At 58.0% G+C, this 21,605-nt stretch carries 15 protein-coding genes and 2 riboswitches; of the genes, 9 read left to right on the top strand and 6 right to left on the bottom strand.

Features of this window, described 5'->3' with window-relative positions:
• The first annotated feature begins 94 nt into the window (after positions 1–94).
• Positions 95–1,318 carry an acyl-CoA dehydrogenase gene (locus ACYASS_RS12300; RefSeq protein ID WP_463586321.1) on the top strand — a complete coding sequence of 408 codons (1,224 nt, stop codon included), beginning with the start codon at positions 95–97 and terminating at the stop codon, positions 1,316–1,318.
• Positions 1,319–1,674: 356 nt separating this feature from the next.
• Here ACYASS_RS12300 and metH read toward each other — a convergent pair whose 3' ends face one another.
• Complete coding sequence (gene metH, locus ACYASS_RS12305; protein WP_463586322.1) at positions 1,675–5,382, bottom strand: methionine synthase; 3,708 nt, start codon at positions 5,380–5,382, stop codon at positions 1,675–1,677.
• Positions 5,383–5,586: 204 nt separating this feature from the next.
• Between metH and ACYASS_RS12310 the strand changes: the two genes are divergently transcribed.
• The 3 genes from ACYASS_RS12310 to nfuA all read left to right on the top strand — a co-directional run bounded on the left by ACYASS_RS12310 (position 5,587) and on the right by nfuA (position 9,911).
• Positions 5,587–7,851 carry a fatty acid cis/trans isomerase gene (locus ACYASS_RS12310; RefSeq protein WP_463586366.1) on the top strand — a complete coding sequence of 755 codons (2,265 nt, stop codon included), beginning with the start codon at positions 5,587–5,589 and terminating at the stop codon, positions 7,849–7,851.
• 370 nt (positions 7,852–8,221) lie between these two features.
• Positions 8,222–9,247, top strand: a complete 1,026-nt coding sequence (locus ACYASS_RS12315; protein ID WP_340163301.1) for an acyltransferase family protein — start codon at positions 8,222–8,224, stop codon at positions 9,245–9,247.
• A 70-nt stretch (positions 9,248–9,317) separates the two neighbouring features.
• Positions 9,318–9,911: a Fe-S biogenesis protein NfuA gene (gene nfuA, locus ACYASS_RS12320; protein ID WP_243247449.1), complete on the top strand. Its 594-nt coding sequence runs from the start codon at positions 9,318–9,320 to the stop codon at positions 9,909–9,911.
• A gap of 191 nt (positions 9,912–10,102) precedes the next feature.
• On the opposite strand, the gene cobM is transcribed toward nfuA, so the two are convergent.
• From cobM to ACYASS_RS12340, 4 genes are read right to left on the bottom strand one after another with little or no spacing between them, the layout of a single operon-like run.
• Positions 10,103–10,849 (bottom strand): precorrin-4 C(11)-methyltransferase, encoded by a 747-nt coding sequence (gene cobM, locus ACYASS_RS12325; RefSeq protein WP_463586323.1) that lies wholly within the window; start codon positions 10,847–10,849, stop codon positions 10,103–10,105.
• A gap of 33 nt (positions 10,850–10,882) precedes the next feature.
• Positions 10,883–11,317 carry a cobalamin biosynthesis protein gene (locus tag ACYASS_RS12330; RefSeq protein WP_463586367.1) on the bottom strand — a complete coding sequence of 145 codons (435 nt, stop codon included), beginning with the start codon at positions 11,315–11,317 and terminating at the stop codon, positions 10,883–10,885.
• Positions 11,292–12,002, bottom strand: a complete 711-nt coding sequence (locus ACYASS_RS12335; RefSeq protein WP_463586324.1) for a CbtA family protein — start codon at positions 12,000–12,002, stop codon at positions 11,292–11,294. The genes ACYASS_RS12330 and ACYASS_RS12335 overlap by 26 nt, the downstream gene beginning before the upstream one ends.
• 11 nt (positions 12,003–12,013) lie before the next feature.
• Positions 12,014–12,199 carry a CbtB domain-containing protein gene (locus ACYASS_RS12340; protein WP_463586325.1) on the bottom strand — a complete coding sequence of 62 codons (186 nt, stop codon included), beginning with the start codon at positions 12,197–12,199 and terminating at the stop codon, positions 12,014–12,016.
• Between the two features lie 98 nt (positions 12,200–12,297).
• Positions 12,298–12,524: riboswitch (cobalamin riboswitch) on the bottom strand.
• A gap of 57 nt (positions 12,525–12,581) precedes the next feature.
• A riboswitch (cobalamin riboswitch) is annotated at positions 12,582–12,808 on the top strand.
• A 125-nt stretch (positions 12,809–12,933) separates the two neighbouring features.
• Here ACYASS_RS12340 and cobW point away from each other — a divergent pair.
• The 4 genes from cobW to ACYASS_RS12360 are packed head-to-tail and all read left to right on the top strand — an operon-like array spanning position 12,934 to position 19,465.
• Complete coding sequence (gene cobW, locus ACYASS_RS12345; protein ID WP_463586326.1) at positions 12,934–13,998, top strand: cobalamin biosynthesis protein CobW; 1,065 nt, start codon at positions 12,934–12,936, stop codon at positions 13,996–13,998.
• Between the two features lie 3 nt (positions 13,999–14,001).
• Complete coding sequence (gene cobN, locus ACYASS_RS12350) at positions 14,002–17,763, top strand: cobaltochelatase subunit CobN (protein WP_463586327.1); 3,762 nt, start codon at positions 14,002–14,004, stop codon at positions 17,761–17,763.
• Positions 17,764–17,783: 20 nt separating this feature from the next.
• Positions 17,784–18,800 carry an ATP-binding protein gene (locus tag ACYASS_RS12355; protein WP_463586368.1) on the top strand — a complete coding sequence of 339 codons (1,017 nt, stop codon included), beginning with the start codon at positions 17,784–17,786 and terminating at the stop codon, positions 18,798–18,800.
• A gap of 2 nt (positions 18,801–18,802) precedes the next feature.
• Positions 18,803–19,465: a vWA domain-containing protein gene (locus ACYASS_RS12360; RefSeq protein ID WP_463586369.1), complete on the top strand. Its 663-nt coding sequence runs from the start codon at positions 18,803–18,805 to the stop codon at positions 19,463–19,465.
• A gap of 165 nt (positions 19,466–19,630) precedes the next feature.
• On the opposite strand, the gene ACYASS_RS12365 is transcribed toward ACYASS_RS12360, so the two are convergent.
• Positions 19,631–19,897 carry a hypothetical protein gene (locus ACYASS_RS12365; RefSeq protein WP_027901210.1) on the bottom strand — a complete coding sequence of 89 codons (267 nt, stop codon included), beginning with the start codon at positions 19,895–19,897 and terminating at the stop codon, positions 19,631–19,633.
• A gap of 376 nt (positions 19,898–20,273) precedes the next feature.
• Here ACYASS_RS12365 and ACYASS_RS12370 point away from each other — a divergent pair, with 376 nt between their 5' ends.
• Positions 20,274–21,602 carry a sigma-54 dependent transcriptional regulator gene (locus ACYASS_RS12370; RefSeq protein ID WP_463586328.1) on the top strand — a complete coding sequence of 443 codons (1,329 nt, stop codon included), beginning with the start codon at positions 20,274–20,276 and terminating at the stop codon, positions 21,600–21,602.
• The last annotated feature ends 3 nt before the right edge of the window (positions 21,603–21,605 follow it).

Genomic DNA, 21,605 nt, shown 5'->3' on the forward strand with positions numbered 1-21,605 from the left:
GTTAATACACGCTGAGAATAGGTTAGATAAATGTTGGGTGGAGGCCTAGCATCGTCACATGACCTTACAAACCTCACTCAGAAGGTAGCTGCCCATGGATTTTGCTTACTCCCCGAAGGTTCAGGAACTGCGCGAGCGCGTGACGGCGTTCATGGATAACTATGTTTATCCCGCTGAACCGGTGTTCGAGCGGCAGGTCGCTGAGGGGGATCGCTGGCAGCCTACGGCGATCATGGATGAGCTCAAGTCCAGGGCCAAAGCTGAAGGCCTATGGAATCTTTTCCTGCCTGAGTCCGAACTGGGTGCCGGGCTGACCAATCTGGAGTACGCGCCGCTGGCGGAGATCATGGGCCGTTCGCTGCTTGGGCCTGAGCCGTTCAATTGCTCGGCGCCTGACACGGGCAACATGGAAGTTCTGGTGCGCTACGCCAGTGAGGAGCAGAAGAAACAGTGGCTCGAACCGTTACTGCGCGGCGAGATTCGCTCGGCTTTCGCCATGACCGAGCCCGATGTTGCATCCTCCGATGCCACCAACATGGCTGCCCGTGCCGAGCGTCAAGGTGACGAGTGGGTCATCAACGGGCGCAAGTGGTGGACTTCAGGTGCTTGCGATCCACGCTGCAAGATTTTGATCTTCATGGGCCTGAGCAATCCTGACGGGCCGCGTCATGGGCAACATTCGATGATACTGGTGCCGACAGGCACTCCTGGAGTGAAAATCGTCCGTGCATTGCCGGTTTTTGGCTATGACGATGCCCCACACGGGCACGCAGAGGTTGTCTTCGAGAATGTGCGGGTGCCATACGAGAATGTGCTGCTTGGTGAGGGCCGTGGCTTTGAAATCGCCCAGGGGCGTTTAGGGCCGGGGCGCATTCATCACTGCATGCGTTCGATAGGCATGGCCGAGCGTGCGCTGGAATTGATGTGCAAACGAGCGATCAGCCGCGAGGCATTCGGGCGACCATTGGCGCGATTGGGCGGTAACGTCGACAAGATTGCCGACTCGCGAATGGAGATAGACATGGCGCGGCTGCTGACGTTGAAAGCGGCCTACATGATGGACACGGTGGGCAACAAAGTCGCGAAAAGTGAAATCGCCCAGATCAAGGTGGTTGCGCCCAACGTCGCGTTGAAGGTGATCGACCGCGCTATCCAGATTCATGGCGGCGCAGGGGTTTCCAATGACTTCCCGCTGGCCTACATGTATGCCATGCAGCGCACGCTGCGCCTGGCCGACGGCCCGGATGAAGTTCACCGGGCAGCGATAGGCAAGTTCGAGATTGGCAAGTATGTGCCGAAGGAAATGCTGCGACGTTGAAGCTTTCAGGACGCTGGAATGCGGCTTGTTGGAGCGAATCAACATGATAATGCGGGACGGGGCGAGTAGTTCTGTAGGAGTCGAGCTTGCTCGCGATGAACGATGACACGGTGGCCCTGACTAACCGGGTTTACATTATCGCGAGCAAGCTCTGCTCCCACAGGATTTGCGCGTTGGCAGTGAATGTTCCTGGCTAAAGCTGGTACCACAGAATTGCACACATACTGAGATCACGCCTGTAGGAGTCGAGCTTGCTCGCGATGAACGATGACACGGTGGCCCTGAAAAACCAGTGCGACTGCATCGCGAGCAAGGTCTGCTCCTACAGGATGAAACCTCCAATATGAAGCTGCAGCTTACTCGTCATACCCCAGATTCGGCGCCAGCCAGCGCTCGGTCACACTCAAGTCCTGACCTTTACGCGCGGTGTAACTTTCCACCTGATCCTTGTCGACCTTGCCCACGGCGAAGTATTGCGCCTGTGGGTGGGCGAAGTACCAGCCGCTGACCGCCGCCGCCGGGAACATGGCGTAGTGTTCGGTGAGGAACACGCCGCTCTTGCCCGGTTTGCCGTCCGGCATCGGGTCCAGCAGTTCAAACAGCGTGCCTTTCTCGGTGTGATCCGGGCACGCTGGATAGCCGGGAGCAGGGCGGATACCCGCGTATTGCTCTTTGATCAGCGCGTCATTGTCCAGTTGCTCATCCTTGGCATAGCCCCAGTGCTCTTTACGCACTTGTTGGTGCAGCCACTCGGCGCAGGCTTCCGCGAGGCGGTCGGCCAAGGCTTTCACCATAATCGCGTTGTAGTCGTCGCCCGCGTCCTGATAAGCCTTGGAAACCTCTTCGGCGCCGATACCTGCGGTAGTAATGAAGCCGCCGATATAGTCAGTGACGCCGCTGTCTTTAGGTGCAACAAAGTCAGCCAGCGAGAAGTTTGGTTTGCCATCGGTCTTGATGATCTGCTGACGCAGGTGATGCAGCTTCGCCAGCGGCTGGCCATCGTCGCCGTAGACTTCCAGATCGTCGTCATTCACCTGATTGGCAGGCCAGAAACCAAACACGGCGCGGGCGCTGATCAGTTTTTCATCAATCAACTTGCGCAGCAGTTGCTGAGCATCGGCGAACAGTGATGTCGCGGCTTCGCCAACTACTTCGTCAGTGAGAATGCGCGGATATTTGCCCGCCAGATCCCAGGAAATAAAGAACGGCGTCCAGTCGATGTACTCGGCAAGCACGTCCAGATCGATGTTTTCCAGCACCTTGGCGCCCGTAAACGTCGGTTTCACCGGCGTGTAGGTCGCCCAGTCAAACTGCGGCTTCTTGGCTACCGCAGCGCCATAGCTCAGGCGCTCGGTACGCGCGCTACGAGCAGAAGTACGTTCGCGGACTTCAATGTATTCGAGACGGGTCTTCTCGATGAACGCCGGTTTCAGTTCCTTGGACAGCAACTGCGTGGCCACGCCCACTGCGCGCGAGGCGTCAGTCACGTAGATCACCGCATCGTTGCTGTACTTGGGTTCGATCTTCACCGCCGTGTGTGCCTTGGAGGTGGTCGCGCCGCCGATCATCAGTGGCAGATGAAAGTCCTGGCGCTGCATTTCCCGGGCTACGTGGACCATTTCATCCAGCGACGGAGTAATCAGGCCAGACAGGCCGATGATGTCGCACTTCTGCTCTTTGGCGACTTGCAGGATCTTCTCTGCAGGGACCATCACGCCCAAGTCAACGATGTCATAGCCGTTGCAACCCAGCACGACACCCACAATGTTTTTGCCGATATCGTGCACGTCGCCCTTGACCGTGGCCATGAGGATCTTGCCCTTGGCTTCTGGCTTGTCACCTTTTTCCAGTTCGATGAACGGGATCAGGTGGGCAACGGCCTGCTTCATTACGCGAGCGGACTTGACCACTTGCGGGAGGAACATTTTGCCCGAGCCGAACAGGTCGCCGACGATGTTCATGCCGGACATCAACGGGCCTTCGATCACTTCGATCGGGCGGGCGAATGACTGACGGGACTCTTCGGTGTCTTCAACGATGTGCGTGGTAATACCTTTGACCAGCGCATGTTCCAGGCGCTTGTTCACCGGCCAGCCGCGCCATTCTTCGGTTTCCGCTTCTTTGACGCTGCCGTCGCCCTTGAACTTGTCAGCAATCGCCAGCAACGCATCGGTGCCTTCTGCCGTTCGGTTGAGCACCACATCTTCCACGCAGTCGCGCAGCTCGGCCGGGATCTGGTCGTAGATCTCCAACTGACCGGCGTTGACGATACCCATGCTCAGGCCATTGCGGATCGCATACAGCAAAAACACCGAGTGAATCGCCTCGCGCACCGGGTTGTTGCCCCGGAACGAGAACGAGACGTTGGACACACCACCCGACGTCAACGCGTAAGGCAGTTCGTCGCGGATGTAGGCACAGGCGTTAATGAAGTCGACTGCATAGTTGTTGTGCTCTTCGATGCCGGTGGCAATGGCGAAGATGTTCGGGTCGAAAATGATGTCTTCCGGCGGGAAGCCGACCTCATTGACCAGAATGTCGTAAGAGCGTTTACAGATTTCTTTTTTGCGCGCTTCCGTGTCGGCCTGGCCGTCTTCGTCGAACGCCATCACCACAACTGCGGCGCCGTAACGCTTGCAGAGTTTTGCATGATGGATGAACTGCTCGACGCCTTCCTTCATGCTGATCGAGTTGACGATGCCTTTGCCCTGAATGCACTTGAGGCCCGCTTCAATCACTTCCCACTTTGAGGAGTCGATCATGATCGGCACCCGGGAGATATCCGGCTCGCCTGCGATCAGGTTGAGGAAGGTCACCATGGCCTTCTTCGAGTCCAGCATCCCTTCGTCCATGTTGATGTCGATCACCTGGGCACCGGCTTCGACCTGTTGCAGGGCGACTTCCAGGGCTTCGGTGTAGTTATCTTCACGGATCAGACGGGCAAAGCGGGCGGAACCGGTGATGTTGGTTCGCTCGCCGACGTTGACGAACAGCGAGTTGCGATCAATGGTGAACGGCTCAAGGCCGGACAGACGACAGGCTTTCGGGATATCCGGAATTTGCCGTGGGGCATAACCGGCGACTGCCTCAGCGATTGCCTTGATGTGGCCCGGCGTCGTGCCGCAGCAGCCGCCGACGATGTTCAGGAAGCCGCTTTGGGCGAATTCCTCGATGATTTTTGCGGTCTGGCTCGGCAGTTCGTCGTATTCGCCAAACTCGTTCGGCAAGCCCGCGTTAGGGTGCGCGGAGACGTAAGTGCTGGCCTTGTTCGACAGCTCTTGCAGGTACGGGCGCAGATCACTGGCACCCAGCGCGCAGTTCAAACCGACCGAGATGGGCTTGGCGTGGCTGACCGAGTTCCAGAACGCTTCAGTGGTCTGGCCGGAGAGGGTGCGGCCGGAGGCGTCGGTGATGGTCCCGGAAATCATGATCGGCAATTCAAAACCGATCTCTTCGAAGACGCCCTGCACGGCAAAGATCGCCGCCTTGGCATTGAGGGTGTCGAAAATGGTTTCGATCAGGATCAGGTCTGCGCCGCCTTCAATCAGACCGCGAGTCGCTTCCGTGTAGTTTTCTACCAGCTCATCGAACGTCACGTTGCGATAGCCGGGGTTGTTCACGTCTGGCGACAGTGAGCAGGTACGGCTGGTCGGGCCGAGAACACCGGCAACGAAGCGCGGCTTGTCAGGGGTTTCCAGCGTCTTGGCGTCAGCGACTTTGCGAGCCAGTCGAGCACCTTCCACGTTCAGCTCATAGACGATCTCTTCCATGCCGTAATCAGCCTGGGAAACCTGTGTGGCGTTGAAGGTGTTGGTTTCAAGAATGTCAGCGCCAGCGTCCAGATAAGCTTTCTCGATGGCGCCGATCACGTCCGGGCGCGTCAGCACCAGCAAATCGTTGTTGCCCTTGACGTCACTTGGCCAATCGGCAAAGCGCTTGCCGCGATAGTCTTCTTCCTCAAGTCGATAGCTCTGGATCATGGTGCCCATGCCGCCGTCGAGGATCAGGATCCTCTGCTGGAGAGCTTGCTGGAGAGCATGAAGACGGGCGCTGCGATCAGACATAGGGTTACCTGGAAAAGATCGATACAGAAAGGTCGAAATGATAGCAAACCCGAACGGTTTTAGTGTTGATAACACTTTGGTATGAATATCGCTCATGTTGCTGTGCGATATCCTCTGTAGAATTGCTGCGTTTTTTCACCTTTTCAGACCTTTTGGACGCTGGATATGCCGTATCGCTTCTTTATAAGCATCGTTATGTTGTGGATGGTCGGCATGTTTCAGGCTCAGGCGGGCGATCAGCCTGTGCAGCCGAATATTTCCTATGTACGGGATATCCAGCCGATCCTTACCGAAAAGTGCGTCGCCTGCCATGCCTGTAACGACGCGCCGTGTCAGCTGAATCTGGGTGCCGGAGAGGGCGTCGCCCGTGGGGCCAGCAAAATCCCGGTGTATGAAGGGGATCGCAGTGTCGCCCAGGCACCCACTCGCTTGTTCATCGATGCCAGCGGGCCGAAAGCCTGGGAGAGCAAGGGTTTTTATTCGGTGCTCGACGCTGAGGGCAGTCAGGCCGCGTTGATGAGCAGAATGCTGGACCTGGGGCGTAACGCGCCACTGGAGCCCAATGCGAAGATTCCACCTGAGATCGCACTGGGGCTCAATCGCGAGAATCTTTGTGCTCAACCCGGCGAGTTCAATGCTTACGCTCAGGCGCACCCCAAGGAAGGCATGCCGCTGGCTGTCGCCGGGCTTACCGACGCTGAGTATCAGACCTTGCAACGCTGGTTCGCAGCGGGCGCGCCTACGGACGACAAGGCGCTGAATCCGTCTATCAGCGAAATATCACAGATTGCCGAGTGGGAAGCGTTACTCAACCAGCGTGGGTCTACTCAAGCGCTGGTGGGCCGGTGGCTGTACGAGCATTTATTCCTCGCGCACATCTACTTTGTTGGTGGTGAGCCAGGGCACTTCTTTCACTGGGTGCGCTCGCGTACGCCGAGCGGTCAGCCGATCGACGTGATAGCAACGCGCAGGCCGAACGACGATCCGGGCAGTGATTTTTACTACCGCCTTGAGCAAGTCAAAGGCGTGATCGTCCACAAGACTCATATCACCTATGCGCTCGGTCCGCAGAAGATGGCGCGGGTCAAGCAGCTGTTCTACGGCAATCAGTGGCATGTCGATTCACTGCCCGGCTATGGGCCGGGGCGTCGGGCCAATCCGTTTGAAACCTTTGAAGCGATTCCCGCAGTAGCCCGCTATCAATTCATGCTGGATAACGCCGAGTACTTCGTCCGTACGTTCATTCGCGGACCGGTATGCCGCGGCCAGATCGCCACTGATGTGATTCGTGACCAGTTCTGGGTGATGTTTCAGGAGCCCGCTTTTGATCGCTACGTCGTCGATGCCCGATATCGCGGTCTGGCAACGCCGCTGCTGGCGATGCCAGGGCAAAACGATGACGTGGGCAGTGTGCTGAGTTTATGGCGCAGCTATCGCGACAAGCGCAACGAATATGAAGACCTGCGCCGCGACAGCTATGCCCACACGCCGCCACCGGGCTGGGCAACCTTGTGGGCGGGTAACGATAATGCGCTGCTGACCGTTTTTCGTCACTTTGACAGCGCCTCGGTGAATAAAGGCCTGATTGGAGAGGTACCCCAGACCCTTTGGCTATTTGACTATCCGTTGCTGGAACGCACCTATTACCAGTTGGCAGTGAATTTCGACGTTTACGGTAACTTGTCGCATCAGGTTCAGACACGCTTGTATTTTGATCTCATCCGTAATGGCGCCGAGGTTAACTTCCTGCGCCTGATGCCCGCAGACAAACGCGATGATCTGTTGAGCGACTGGTATCGCAACGGCGGCAAAGTCAAGATGTGGCTGGATTATCAGAGCATCGACAATGACACGCCGAGCGGCATGAAGCTGGATGAAAAGGATCCGAAGCGTGATTTCGCTCTGAAGCTGGTAGAGCGCGCCGGTACGCTGAATGCAGCCCCGGATCCGATCAATCGCTGTTCGGGTGCTTACTGTTCACGAGCCGGTATCAGTAACAGCTTTGCTCAGGTTGAGCAGTCGCTTAGCCATCTGACGGCGAGGCCTGCAGCGGGCCTGAAGGTGATCGATTATTTGCCCGAGGCGACCATGTTGCGTATCGAGGACGGTACGGGCAAGCGGATGATGTACAGCATGTTGCGTAACCGGGCGCATACGAATGTCGCGTTTTTGCTGGGTGAGTCTTATCGCTACGAGCCTGGGCTGGATACGCTGACGATTTATCCGGGTGTGTTAGCGAGTTACCCGAACTTCATGTTCAACGTGCCAGCGAACGACGTGCCCGAGTTCGTTCAGATGATGCAGCAGGCCAGGCATCAGCCAGAGTTTGAGAAGATTGTCGAACGTTGGGGTGTGCGCCGCAGCAATCCGCAGTTCTGGACGTACTTCCATGACCTGACCCGGTACATTCAGGAAACCGATCCTGTTGAGGCGGGGGTGATGGATATGAATCGGTATGAAAATCTGTAGATTTGCGTCGCCCATATCGCGGGCAAGCACCGCTCCCACATGAGGTCGAGATCCCCTGTGGGAGCGAGGCTTGCCCGCGAAGAACGAATACGCGGTATAGCTGAATAATCTGATTGGCCGATTCGCGGGCAAGCACCGCTCCCACGACGAAAATCCGTTCGGGTCATCGGCACGGTGTACGCGAATTCAGTGCCTTAAAGTCCGGCCGACCCATATCCCATATGGCCTGCGGCCATCTACCGCTGACCGGAAAAGTCATTTTTTCATGACCTTTTGTGAACTCTCACGGTCCGACCCCGTGAGTGTCCTTGGGCCTGCCGTTGTTCTCGCAGCCCTGGATTGTTGTTCAAAAGGTGCTATGAGGTTCGTGATGTTGATTTCGGTTCAAGCCCTGCGGGCACTCGCCGCGTGGGTCGTAGTGTGTCACCACTTTATGCAGATTTTTTTCAACTTTAACGCCAGTGGCCCTGTTGGCGACTTCTTCGTGACGAAGGGTGCTGTCGGCGTTGATATCTTTTTCGTGATCAGCGGTCTGGTGATTTTCCTGTCCACGCAGAACAGCGAAATGCCCGCCAGACGATTCATGCTGAACCGCATTATCCGCATTGTTCCTGCCTACTGGTTCTATACCGCAGCGATGGGCTTGTTGCTGGTGTTCGCGGCGCCATTGCTGCCGCATCAGGTCATCAACTGGCAGACGTTCATGCTGTCGCTGTTTTTCATCCCGGCGGAGAACCCGGGTGGTTATGGGCTGTACCCCACCTTGAATGTGGGCTGGACTCTTAACTACGAAATGTTCTTCTATCTGCTGTTTTCCACGGTATTCCTGTTCAAGCAGCGCCACCGCCCCTTGATCGTCGCAGCCGCATTGTTCGCGGTCTGTGAAGTGCTGGCGCGCTCGGGGCTGATCAGCCGGTTTTATGGTAACGACATCATCTACGAGTTCTTGCTCGGCATCGGCATCGGCATCATTTACCGCCGGGGCTGGATCAAGGAGGGCTTCTGGTTGCCGTTACTGGGGATCGCTACGGGGCTGGTCGTTATCTATCACTTGGGCGCCGATCAGGATCGCCTGCTTAACTGGGGGCTTCCAAGTGCGCTGATAGTGTTGTCGTGCATTGCCATGGAGCCGGTTTTCCGGGGCAACAAGTTGCTCAAAGTGTTGGGCGATTGTTCTTATTCGGTTTATCTGTTGCACGTTCTGGTTCTGTATGGCGGCTGGCTCGCCTCGCAGCATTACAACCTCAACCCTTATCTGGTCTTCGCGATTTGTGTGCCGGTCATCGCGCTGGGTGCATGGATCAGTTACGAGTGGCTGGAGAAGGGCCTGTATCGTCGCATGAAGGGCTGGCTGGACGAGCGAAGGGCCAGAAATGCTTCTCAGGCGCTTTCCTGACAAAAATACTAGGACTTTGTACGAAGCCGGGGATTGGCGTAAACTGCCAGCACGTCTGCGAGGAATTTTCATGACCGCTATTACAATTACCGATGCTGCCCACGATTACCTGGCCGATCTGCTGGAAAAGCAGAATACCCCGGGCATTGGCATCCGCGTGTTTATTACCCAGCCTGGCACCCAGTACGCTGAAACCTGCATTGCCTACTGCAAGCCCGGCGAAGAGAAACCAGAAGACAAGGCCATTGGCCTGAAAAGCTTCACCGCCTGGATTGATGGTTTCAGCGAAGCATTTCTGGATGATGCCGTTGTCGATTACGCGACTGACCGCATGGGCGGCCAACTGACGATCAAGGCACCAAACGCAAAAGTGCCGACGGTCAGTGCGGACAGTCCGATCAATGACCGTATCAACTATTACCTGCAAACCGAGATCAACCCGGGGCTGGCCAGCCACGGCGGTCAGGTCACCCTGATCGATGTGGTTGAAGAGCAGGAACAACATATTGCTGTGTTGCAGTTTGGCGGTGGTTGCCAGGGTTGCGGTCAGGCTGACGTGACGCTGAAAGAAGGCATCGAGCGCACCCTGCTTGAGCGCATTCCCGAGCTGAATGGCGTACGTGATGTGACTGACCACACGCAGAAAGAAAACGCTTACTACTAAGCTGTTTGCTGTGCCGTGTTAAAAAACCCCGACGTGTTCGGGGTTTTTTGTGTGATCTGGATACCTGAGCATCCCGCGCTTATAAGCTGGAATGCTAATACTCTGTGGGAGCCGGGCTTGCCCGCGATGAGGTTGATTAACTTTAGGGGCAAGCCCGGCTCCCACACTAATTGTGCTTACCGCGCGCCCTCTTACTTCCTGAACAAATGCGCATGCCCCGCGCGGTACAGGGATGACTCGCTGAATGCATCACTGGATAACACACGGCCGACCAGGATCAGTGCTGTCCGGCGAAATCCCTTCTCCGCAACTTTAGCTTCGATATCCGCCAGAGTGCCTGTGACCCAGTCCTGATCGGGCCAACTGGCGCGATGAACCACGGCAGTCGGGCAGTCCGGACCGTAATGCGGCGTCAGTTCGGCGACGATTTTTGGTAGATTATTAACGCCCAGATGAATCGCCATGGTCGCCTGGTGACGCGCCAAGTCGGCCAGGGCTTCACCTTCCGGCATCGACGTCTTGTCCGCATAACGGGTCAGGATCACCGTTTGGGATATATCCGGTAGGGTCAGTTCGGACTCCAGCAGCGCAGCGCAAGCCGCGGTGGCTGTCACGCCCGGGATGATCTCGAATGGAATGCCCAGCTCGCGCAAGTGGCGGATCTGCTCACCGATGGCGCCATAAAGGCTCGGATCACCAGAATGTACGCGAGCCACATCCTGGCCTTGTTCATGAGCAGATTTCATCAAGGCGATGATTTGTTCCAGGTGTAACTCGGCACTGTTACTCACCTGAACGGCCTGATGGCCTTCCAGAACGGCGGCAGGCACCAGTGAGCCTGCGTAGATGATCACCGGGCAGCTGCGGATCAGTCGCTGGCCTTTGACTGTGATCAGCTCAGGATCGCCGGGGCCTGCGCCGATGAAAAAGACCGTCATGGAGACTCCAGGTCAAAGGGTGGAAAATGTGGATTATCCGCTAACCTGTTGGGCAATGGCCAAGGCAAAAGTGGCTTGCGAGGTTTTCTGGCGAGTGATGAGCAATTCGGCCGGACCCGATTGGCTCGCCGATGCCAAGGCGGCACTTTCTGCTACTCCATAACAACCGGTGTGCTCGAAAGCGATCTGTGATCGATGACTGAGCTGCGACTCATGGACGCTCAGTTGAGTGGCCGAGAAGAAGTGCAGAGGCAGATCAAGCTGCTTCGCCACCTCCAACAGGCCGGGTTCGCGGCTCTTCAGGTCAATGGAGGCGAGGGCGCTGATGGCTTCGATGCGCAGGTTCTGACGGTCAAGGCTGCGTTCGATCAGTTCCAGCAATGCGCCTGTAGAACAGCCGCGCTGGCAACCAAGGCCGACCACCAGGGTCGGCCTTATCTGATCAGACGGCCTGATCAAGAGCGGAATTGTTGCGACGGAACAGCCAGGTGCTGATCAGGCCCAGCGCCACCCAGAACAGCGCATTGGTCAGCAGCGAGGCAATCACGAATTGCGATTCCAGCGCCTCTGGAGCAAGGCTCTCGTGGACTTCGGGCTGCGGTGCGCCAATCACGTGAGGCACGACCAGAATCGCTACGCCCAAGGCTTTCAGCAGCCAACTGCGGGAAAAGACGATCAACGCCAGGGCGACAGCAGTGGAGGCCGCCGTGCCAATCCACCATAGTTGCCGCTGGTTAAGGTCCGCCGCGGCAGTACCCGGCAGCTCGGGTGGCAGGCCCAATGTCGGGGCGAGGGTAAACACCGCAAAGCCCGCGAGCCCCCAAAACACGCCTTGGGACGTCTTGCCCGGTGCCTTCAAGGTGTACAGGGCGGCCAGCATCAAAGCGAAACCTACCGCAACCACCAGATTGCCGCCGGTGGTAGAAACAATTCGCTGCCAGCCATCTTCCGGCGACCAGGCTTCTTCGTCATGACTATGTCCGGCCGGTGCGGCCTCACCGTGGGCATGTTCATGAACCTGCTCGGCTGGCGCGTTCTCGTAGGTTTCGGCCTGCAGAATCAACGGAGTGATCCAGAAGCTTTGCAGCAGGGTCAGCAGCAGGGCGGCGAGCAAGCCGGTGAATCCTGCCGTTTGAGCAATTCGCTTGAACATGGCGTCAGGTCTCAGTGGCAGGGGAAGGCAGCGCTGTGGCGAGTGTCGTGAGCGGCGTTGTGTACCGCTTCGATGTGCGAGAAGCCTGCGAAGTAAACCAGGCAGGCCCCGAGGATTGCTGCGCTGATCGCGGCGGTCAGGCGTTGGCTCTGGGTGGCTGTGCTGCTGGCGGATTGGCTGGTTGTACTGATCGACATGGCGCTTCCCTCTTGTATGTCGGCAAGCAGGCATGCGCAGCAAAATCCCGCTGACGATCGCCAGGGGAGTGCAACTGCGCCCGCCCACCGCGGGTTCGTTATTGATTTCATGTCGGGCCGGTCTCCGGGCTTGCAAGGGGCTGTACGGCTATGCGCCGCTCAACCTGCAAGAATCGCCTTCCCATGCCGTTACTTGCACAGTGGATCTGATTCTTCACTTGCTTACCGTTGCGGGGGCAGCGCCGGACTTGCACAAGCCCTAAGGCTTGAACGCACCGGTTTCCCGTTTCACCCCGTGAGGGGCACCCGTAACAAGGCGTGTAGGAGAGCATGCGCCAGCGTGGAACGTCAATCAGTTGATTGACCTGCCCGCGGTCACTGCGTAGCCTTGCGGGTTCGAGGTTCTCCCGCTGGATCCGGCATGGGTTCGACAGGGAGCTAAGACGGGAACGCGGTCGATGCCGCGGCTGCCCCCGCAACTGTAAGCGGTCATGATTTACTGCAGAGCCATTGCATAGCCACTGCTTCACGCGGGAAGGCGCAATGACTGCCCGGATATCTTCGGGGTGCGCCGCAAGCCAGGAGACCTGCCTCGATTCGGGCCTTGAGCCCGACGAATTCTCACTACAACCGGGCGGGGTGATCCGGTGGCGAATCGTATCTCTGTGGTTACATACTTGTGACCACACAGGGTTTTCGTCCTGTTTGCCCGCCGTATTGCCAAAGGGCATCCGATGAAAACACTGGCCAAACTTCCCGTCACTATCGTTACCGGCTTTCTTGGCTCGGGTAAAACCACCTTGCTGCGCCACATGCTCGATAACGCCGAAGGGCGACGCATTGCCGTGATCGTCAATGAATTCGGCGAGCTGGGCATCGACGGCGAAATCCTCAAGCAGTGCACCATTGGCTGTACCGAAGAAGAAGCGACCGGCCGTGTCTATGAGCTGGCCAATGGTTGCTTGTGCTGCACCGTTCAGGAGGAGTTTTTCCCGGTGATGCGCGAACTGGTTGCGCGCCGCGGCGATCTGGACCACATCCTTATCGAAACATCCGGCCTGGCTCTGCCAAAACCGCTCGTACAAGCTTTCCAGTGGCCCGAAATCCGTAATGCCTGCACGGTCGATGCGGTCATCACCGTGGTAGACAGCCCGGCAGTACTGGCAGGCACCTTCGCCGCATTCCCTGATCAGGTAGACGCTCAGCGCAAGCTGGACCCGAACCTCGATCACGAGTCGCCGTTGCACGAACTGTTCGCTGATCAACTGGCCAGCGCCGATCTGGTAATCCTCAACAAAGCTGACATGATCGACGCCGCAGGTCTGGCATCGGTGCGTGCAGAGGTGTCTGAAGAACTACCGCCAGCGGTCAAGGTGATCGAAGCGAGCAGCGGTCGTCTGCCGATCAATGTCCTGTTGGGGCTGGGGGCCGAATCGGAGCAGCACATCGATGGTCGCAAGACCCATCACGATCACCACGAGGGCGATGATCATGATGACCACGATCACGACGCGTTCGATTCCATCTCGATCAAGTTGCCTCAAGCTGATGAAAGCCTGTTGCTCGACGCGCTGACCCAACTAGTCGTGCAACACGGGATTCTGCGCGTCAAGGGGTTCGCGGCGATTCCGGGCAAGCCGATGCGCTTGTTGATTCAGGGCGTCGGTACGCGTTTCGACAAGCACTTTGACCGTGCCTGGGGCGCAGAGGAAGAACGCGCGACCCAATTGGTCCTGATTGGTCAGAAGCTTGATGCTGCCGCACTCGAAGCTCAACTGCGCACTGCGCTCGCGGGTTGATGCATGCACCTGCTGAGAACCCAGCCCGGTGGTTTTGTACCGGATGACAGCATTGCCGACCTCGGGCAAACGCCCGCCGAGCTGGTCATTCTCTGCAGCGGTGATTCAAGCCTGGCGTTGCTCGCCGAAGCGGCGCAGCAACTCCCTGAGGATTATCCGACCTTGCGTCTGGCTAACCCGATGCAGGTCCAGAACCACGCGTCAGTGGACCTTTATTTCGATGAGGTCCTGCGTCACGCCAAGGTGATTCTGATCTCCCTGCACGGCGGGATCGGCTATTGGCGTTATGGCGTCGAGCGCCTCATGGAGCTTGCTGCACGCGGTGTGCAAGTGATCATGGTTCCGGGGTGTGACCGCCATGATCCCGAGTTGACGGAGCGCAGCACCGCTCCCGCTGATGACTGCCATCGGTTATGGCAGTTTCTGCGTCAGGGCGGTATGCATAACGCGCTGGATTTCTACCGTTGCCTCGCGACTCGCCTGCTCGGTCGGGACTATCCATGGTCCGAGCCACAGGCCTTGCCGCGCACCGCGGTTTATCATCCGCAGGGCGTCAGCGCTAACCCTGAAAGCTGGTTCGCCGAATGGTTGCCGAATCAACCGGTCGTGGCGCTGCTGTTCTATCGCTCCCACTTGCAGGCCGCCAATACCGCGTTCATCGATGTGTTTTGCGCTCGTCTGCAGGCGCAAGGCTTGAACCCTTTGCCCATCGCCGTAGCCAGCCTGAAGGAAGCGGGCTGTATGACGGTGGTCGAGGACTGGCTGGACGAGGTCGGCGCTGAACTGATCCTCAATACCACCGGGTTCGCTCAGTCCAGTCCTGAAGCGCCGCATGTGCGTCCGTTTCGCCGCAATATCCCGGTTATTCAGGCGATTTGCGCGCAGGATAACGAGCCGGGCTGGCGCGCCAGTGAGCAAGGCCTCGGTGCCCGGGATCTGGCCATGCACATTGCCTTGCCCGAACTGGACGGCAGAATCATCAGTCGGCCGATCAGCTTCAAGGATCTGGCCTGGCGCAGCGAGCGCAGTCAATCGGATGTGGTCTGCTATCGCCCGCAACCTGAGCGCATGGATTTCGTCGCCGAGCTGGCACGCCGCTGGGTTCTGCTTGCACGCCTGCCCAATGCCGACAAACGCGTGGCGTTGATTCTGGCCAATTACCCCACGCGCGACGGGCGCATTGGCAACGGGGTCGGTCTGGATACCCCGGCAGCAGCGCTGAATATCCTCCGTGCCATGCAGCATGAGGGCTATCCGGTTGCTGAGCTGCCGGAAACCGGTACCGACCTGATTCAGCAGTTGCTTGGCGGTGTCACCAACGATCTCGACAGCATCGATATGCGGCCTTGCCAACAAAGCATGGCGCTGGACGAATACACCGCTGCCTTTGAAAACTTGCCTCTGGCCAACCGTGAAGCGGTCATTGCGCGCTGGGGCGCGCCTCATAACGACCCGATGTTTCGCAGCGGACGAATGATGGTCGCCGGAATCAGATTCGGCCTGACCTTTGTCGGTATCCAGCCTGCGCGTGGTTATCAAGTGGACGCCAGCGCCGTCTATCACGATCCGGACCTGGTGCCGCCTCATGGCTACCTGGCGTTTTATTTCTGGTTGCGTAAAGCCTATGGCGCCCACGCGGTGGTGCACGTCGGCAAACACGGCAATCTGGAGTGGCTGCCGGGCAAGGGCGTCGGGTTGTCGGAGAATTGCTGGCCAGACGCAATTCTCGGTGCAATGCCGAACATCTATCCCTTTATCGTCAACGACCCAGGCGAGGGTGCTCAGGCCAAACGCCGGACCCAGGCGGTGATTATCGATCACCTGATGCCGCCACTGACGCGTGCTGAAACCTACGGCCCGTTGCGCAACCTGGAGTTGCTCGCGGACGAGTATTACGAAGCGCAGTTGCTGGACCCACGTCGCGCGCTGGAACTGCAGCGGGACATTCTCAAGCTGGTCCGGGAAACCAATATTGATCAGGAACTGGCACTGGATGCCTCTCTGAAAGACGACAATGCAGCGATCTGGTTACCGAGGCTCGACACGTACCTGTGCGATTTGAAAGAGTCACAGATTCGCGATGGCTTGCATATTTTTGGTGAATCTCCATCCGGCCGCCTGCGTATAGATACCTTGTTGGCGTTGCTGCGCATTCCTCGCGGCGACGGTCGTGGGGCGCAATCGAGCCTGTTACGGGCCTTGAGCAAAGCGTTCGAATTGAATTTCGATCCGCTGGACTGCGACCTTGCGCAGCCCTGGCTGGCGAAAAAGCCGTCAGCGCTGGCCGCGATCAGTAGCGACCCCTGGCGTACGGCGGGCGACACCCGTGAGCGCCTTGAGCTGTACGCAGCCTGGCTTATTGAGCACGTTGTTAATAATGAGAAATATGAAATCCCCTTTGAAAACAATGACCTGCGTGAAATAGTTAACAATCTGAAAGAAGTTGTAGCGCCGCGCCTTGACGCCTGTGGCCCAGCGGAGATTCAAGGATTGCTGGATGCCTTGAGCGGTCGGTTCGTACCGGCAGGTCCTAGCGGGGCGCCCAGCCGCGGTCGCATAGACGTACTGCCTACCGGACGAAACTTCTTCTCTGTGGACGTGCGAAACCTGCCCACCACAACCGCTTGGCGGATCGGCTTCCAATCAGCAAATTTGTTGCTGGAGAGGCACTTACAAGATCATGGTGATCATTTACGTCAACTGGGTTTGTCGGTGTGGGGCACCGCCACAATGCGCACCGGCGGTGATGACATTGCTCAAGCCATGGCGCTGATGGGCGTTCGGCCGGTGTGGGCAACAGGCAGTCAGCGGGTCGATGACTTTGAAATCCTGCCGTTGAGTTTGCTGGACCGGCCTCGGGTTGACGTGACGCTGCGAGTGTCCGGCTTCTTCCGCGACGCCTTCGCCAATCTGATTCGTTTGTTTGACGCTGCGGTGCAGGCCGTGGCCGCACTGGACGAGCCAGATGATCTGAACCCGCTGGCCGCCAAAGTTCGCGAAGAGCGCGCGGCGTTGCTGGAGAACGGTGTTGCTGATGACGAGGCGGCACGTCAAGCCGGCTGGCGTATCTTTGGGGCCAAGCCCGGCGCGTATGGTGCCGGTGTGCAGGGCGCTATTGACGGTCGACTCTGGCAAAGCCGTGATGACCTGGCCGAGGTCTATCTGAACTGGGGCGGCTACGCTTATGGCGCGGCGGATGAAGGCACGCCCGCCCGGGAGCGTTTTGCCCGTCGCCTGTCCCAGGTTCAGGCTGTGGTACAGAATCAGGACAACCGAGAGCACGACTTGCTCGACTCCAACGACTACTACCAGTTTCAGGGCGGCATGCTGGCGGCAGCTGAAAGCTTGAGTGGCCAGAAGACCGCGAGCTATCACGGCGATCACAGCCAGCCGGATTTGCCAAAAATCCGCACCCTCAAGGAAGAATTGAACCGGGTTATCCGTTCACGCGCCGCTAACCCGAAATGGATCGACGGCGTTAAGCGCCATGGTTATAAAGGCGCATTCGAGATGGCCGCGACCGTGGACTTTCTGTTCGCCTTCGACGCCACCACCGAACTGATCGACGATCACCAATATGCGCTGCTGGCCGATGCTTATCTGCTTGATCCATCGACCCGTGAATTCATTCAGCAGCACAACCCCGATGCCCTGCGGGATATGGCTGAGCGCATGCTTGAAGCGCAGCAGCGTGGGTTATGGCAGGAACCGGGCAATTACCGTAACGCGCTGGAAAGCCTGTTGCTGGACATAGAAGAGAGCTGATGACGTTGCGCGATATGACCTTGAGCGATACCCCACACTTCCCTCTGGCGGCCGTAGTGGGCGCCGATGAGCTGAAACTGGCGCTGTGCCTGAGCGCTATAGACCCGAAGATCGGTGGTGTACTGATCGAGGGGCCAAGGGGAATGGCCAAATCAACGCTGGCTCGTGGTTTGGCGGACTTGCTGGCCAGCGGGCAGTTCATCACGCTGCCATTGGGGGCCACCGAAGAGCGGCTGGTCGGTACCCTTGATCTGGACGCGGCCCTCGGCGAAGGCCGGGCGCAGTTTTCTCCGGGTGTATTGGCCAAGGCAGACGGCGGCGTTTTGTATGTCGATGAAGTCAACCTACTGGCTGATCACCTGGTCGACCTGTTGCTGGACGTCGCTGCCAGCGGCGTCAATCTGGTGGAGCGCGACGGCATTTCTCATCGCCATCAGGCGCGTTTCGTGCTGATTGGCACCATGAACCCTGAAGAAGGCGAGTTGCGGCCGCAGTTGCTGGACCGTTTCGGCCTGAACGTGGTGCTGAGTGGTCAAACATTGCCCGCAGAGCGCGGGCAGATCATTCGTCGGCGTCTGGATTTCGATAGCGATCCGCGTTCTTTTTGCCAGCAGTGGGAAGGCGAGCAGCAGTCACTCAAGCAACGCTGCGAACAGGCACGCATCGCGCTCGTTAATATCGCGCTGGATGATACGTCTCTCAGCATTATTACCGAGCGTTGTTTTGCCGCAGGCGTCGACGGCATGCGCGCTGATCTGGTCTGGCTGCGTGCTGCCCGCGCCCATGCGGCCTGGCGTGGCGCGTCTGCGATTGAAATGCAGGATATCGATGCCGTCGCAGAGTTTGCCTTGCGCCACCGGCGTCGTGACTCTCTAACTCAGGAGCAGTCACCTCGGGAGCGACCGCCGCAGCAGCCTGCGCCGCATCTAGACGCGTCAGGCACAGATCAGGGTCAGGGCAGTTGGGGCGAGTTGCCCGCCCAGGCAATATCTACAGGCGTACGTCGCGAAGTGCCGAGCTGGCCAAAAAAGCCTTAGGCATCCGTCCTCGTTGTTTTCCGGGGGCGGATGCCAGGCCCCGGCCAGGCAAAGTTGCCGGTGGCCGCACTGGCGCTCTGCGCAGTGGTGCTGATGGCGCAATTGCCTGGCTGCCGACACTGTTGTGCGGGAAACCAAAGGTCCGGGCTGATCTGATCCGTAAGCCTCGCAGCCAAAAGGCTACCGAGTTATGGCTGGTGATCGTCGACGCGTCCGCTTCCACAAGGCGCTATCAGGCCCTGAGTCAGGCCAAAGGGCTATTGGCTGAATTGTTTGATGACGCTTATCGCCGCCGTGTGCGTTTGGCGCTGCTGACGGCCAATGGCAACACGCCGCGCTGGCAGCATCAGGGTCTCAAGGCCTCCAGCGCGCTGCAACCGTGGCTGGATCAGCTGGGTGCTGGAGGTGGGACACCATTGACAGCCGCGTTTGATCTTGCCCGCCAATGGCTGGATAAACGTCACAAACAGCATCCAGCCGAACAGCAGCGTCTGTTGGTCCTGACCGATGGCCGAGTGAAGGATTCAAGCGCGTTGCCGGTATTCAACTGTCCGGGCCTGTTGATCGATATTGAAAGCGGCCCGATCCGGTTGGGCAGGGCGCAACAGATGGCGTTGAGTCTGGGGATCGACTATCAGCACATTGATCAACTGGAGGTTCGCTAGACAAGGCGGGCTGTCGTGTCATCGTTTATCGCGAGCAAGCTCGGCTCCTACAGGAGTCACCGATATCTGTAGGAGCCGAGCTTGCTCGCGATACATAAGACGCCGCCTGAAGGCGCACCGCGTTATTGCCGGGTGAGCATCCACAGGGGCCGCGTCTACATTGCCTCAGGCTGGCATGGTCCACGGCTCAAGGCGGTGGCCTTCGTTGCTGATTTCAGCGCGGGCCAGTTCAAGCTCGTTAGCCAGACGCTTGGCATCCGAGTAAGTGCTACGAGCGATCTGGCGGCGGCCAATGCGATTGCTGGTGCGGTCGATGACCGTCAGGCTCAGCTCGCCGTTACCGTCTTGCGGTGCCCAGGCTACGCATTGGAAAGGTTCGAAAGCGTGTCCAGCGATCAAAAGTGCATCGTTGAAGCGCAATGGGGCGTTCATGGTCATTTCCTCAAAGTGCCCGTATCAAAAGTAATCGCTGCCGGTTGGGCTTACCGTTCAGCTGGTTACTTGTGTTGATGATCCCGAGTGCCATTCGAGTCACATAGCACATCAATTATTTTCAATTCTTTTACACATGGCCCGATTCTAGCGGCCTGCAGAACGGTTGGGCGTCGGTATTCAATGCCTCCTGGCAGCTCGGCCTGGCGCGTATTCCCTCATGTATTTCGCTAATTACTTTTCGATCTGAACCCTATAGTTAATCGGTCCAAGCGGCTGTCAAATATTTGCTAATGTTCAAATCGCCGCCTCCAACTAACTGTTTATAAAATGATTTTATTGACTGGATTCCAATGACGGCGCCAAGGACTTCTTTATGCACGAATCGGCACCACCCACGCGACGCCTGTTAATTGTTGATCCGTGCGACGACTGTCATCAGCTTGTCCCTGTCCTGCGTGCAGCCGGCTGGGATGTCGATAGCAGCACCATTGAGGCCGCTGTCACTCGCACTTGCGATGTAGGACTGATTCGTCTGATGCCTTATCACTTTGAGCATCCAGAAGGGGTTAAAGACCTGATTACGCGCAGCCATACCGAATGGATCGCGGTATTGAGTCCGGATGACTTGCGCCGAGAGAAAATCGGCGACTTTGTCTGCGAGTGGTTTTTTGATTTTCATACCTTGCCGTTTGATGTCGCACGTATGCAGGTCACGTTGGGTCGCGCCTATGGTATGGCTCGGTTGCGTGCTCAGGGAGCGGCTTACGTGTCGGGACCGGAGCATGAGATGCTGGGCGAAAGTCGTCCGATTCGTGAACTTCGCAGGCTACTGAGCAAACTGGCGCCAACTGAGTCTCCGGTGTTGATCCGCGGCGAGTCGGGTACTGGCAAGGAGCTGATCGCGCGCAACCTGCACTCTCAGTCACACCGGCGAAGCAAACCTTTCGTTGCCATCAACTGCGCGACCACGCCTGAACATTTGCTTCAGGGTGAGCTGTTTGGCTATGAGAAGGGCGCTTTCGAAGGCGCAAACGAACTGAAAATCGGCAGCATCGAGGCGGCTGACGGCGGCACGCTGTTTCTCGATGAAATTGGTGACCTGCCCATGGAGCTTCAAGCCAGCCTGCTGCGCTTCCTTCAGGACAAGCAGATCGAGCGCATTGGCGGGAGAGTGGCGATCGGTGTAGACGTCAGGGTGCTGGCCGCTACCCACGTTGACCTGGAGTCTGCGATCCGCAAGAAACGCTTTCGTGAGGACTTATATTACCGCTTGAACGTATTGCAGGTCGGTACTGCGCCGCTGCGCGAACGGCACGGCGACCTGGCGTTACTGGCCAATCACTTCGCGCACTTCTATAGCCAGGAAACCGGTCGGCGTGTGCGCAACTTCAGTCAGGACGCACTGGTCGCAATGGGCAAGCATGACTGGCCGGGTAACGTCCGTGAGCTGGCCAATCGTGTGCGCCGTGGATTGGTGCTGGCGGAGGGGCGGCAGATTGAAGCGGCTGATCTGGGGCTGCTGGGTGAGGACGATATCGTCAGCAGCATGGGGACTCTGGATGACTACAAGTCCAGGGCTGAACGCCAGGCATTGTGTGACGTGTTGACGCGTCACAGCGACAACCTGAGTGTGGCCGCCAAGGTGCTGGGGATTTCCCGGCCCACGTTTTATCGTCTACTGCACAAACATCAGATTCGTTGAGTG

It is taken from the genome of Pseudomonas sp. HP_14 (assembly GCF_055283875.1).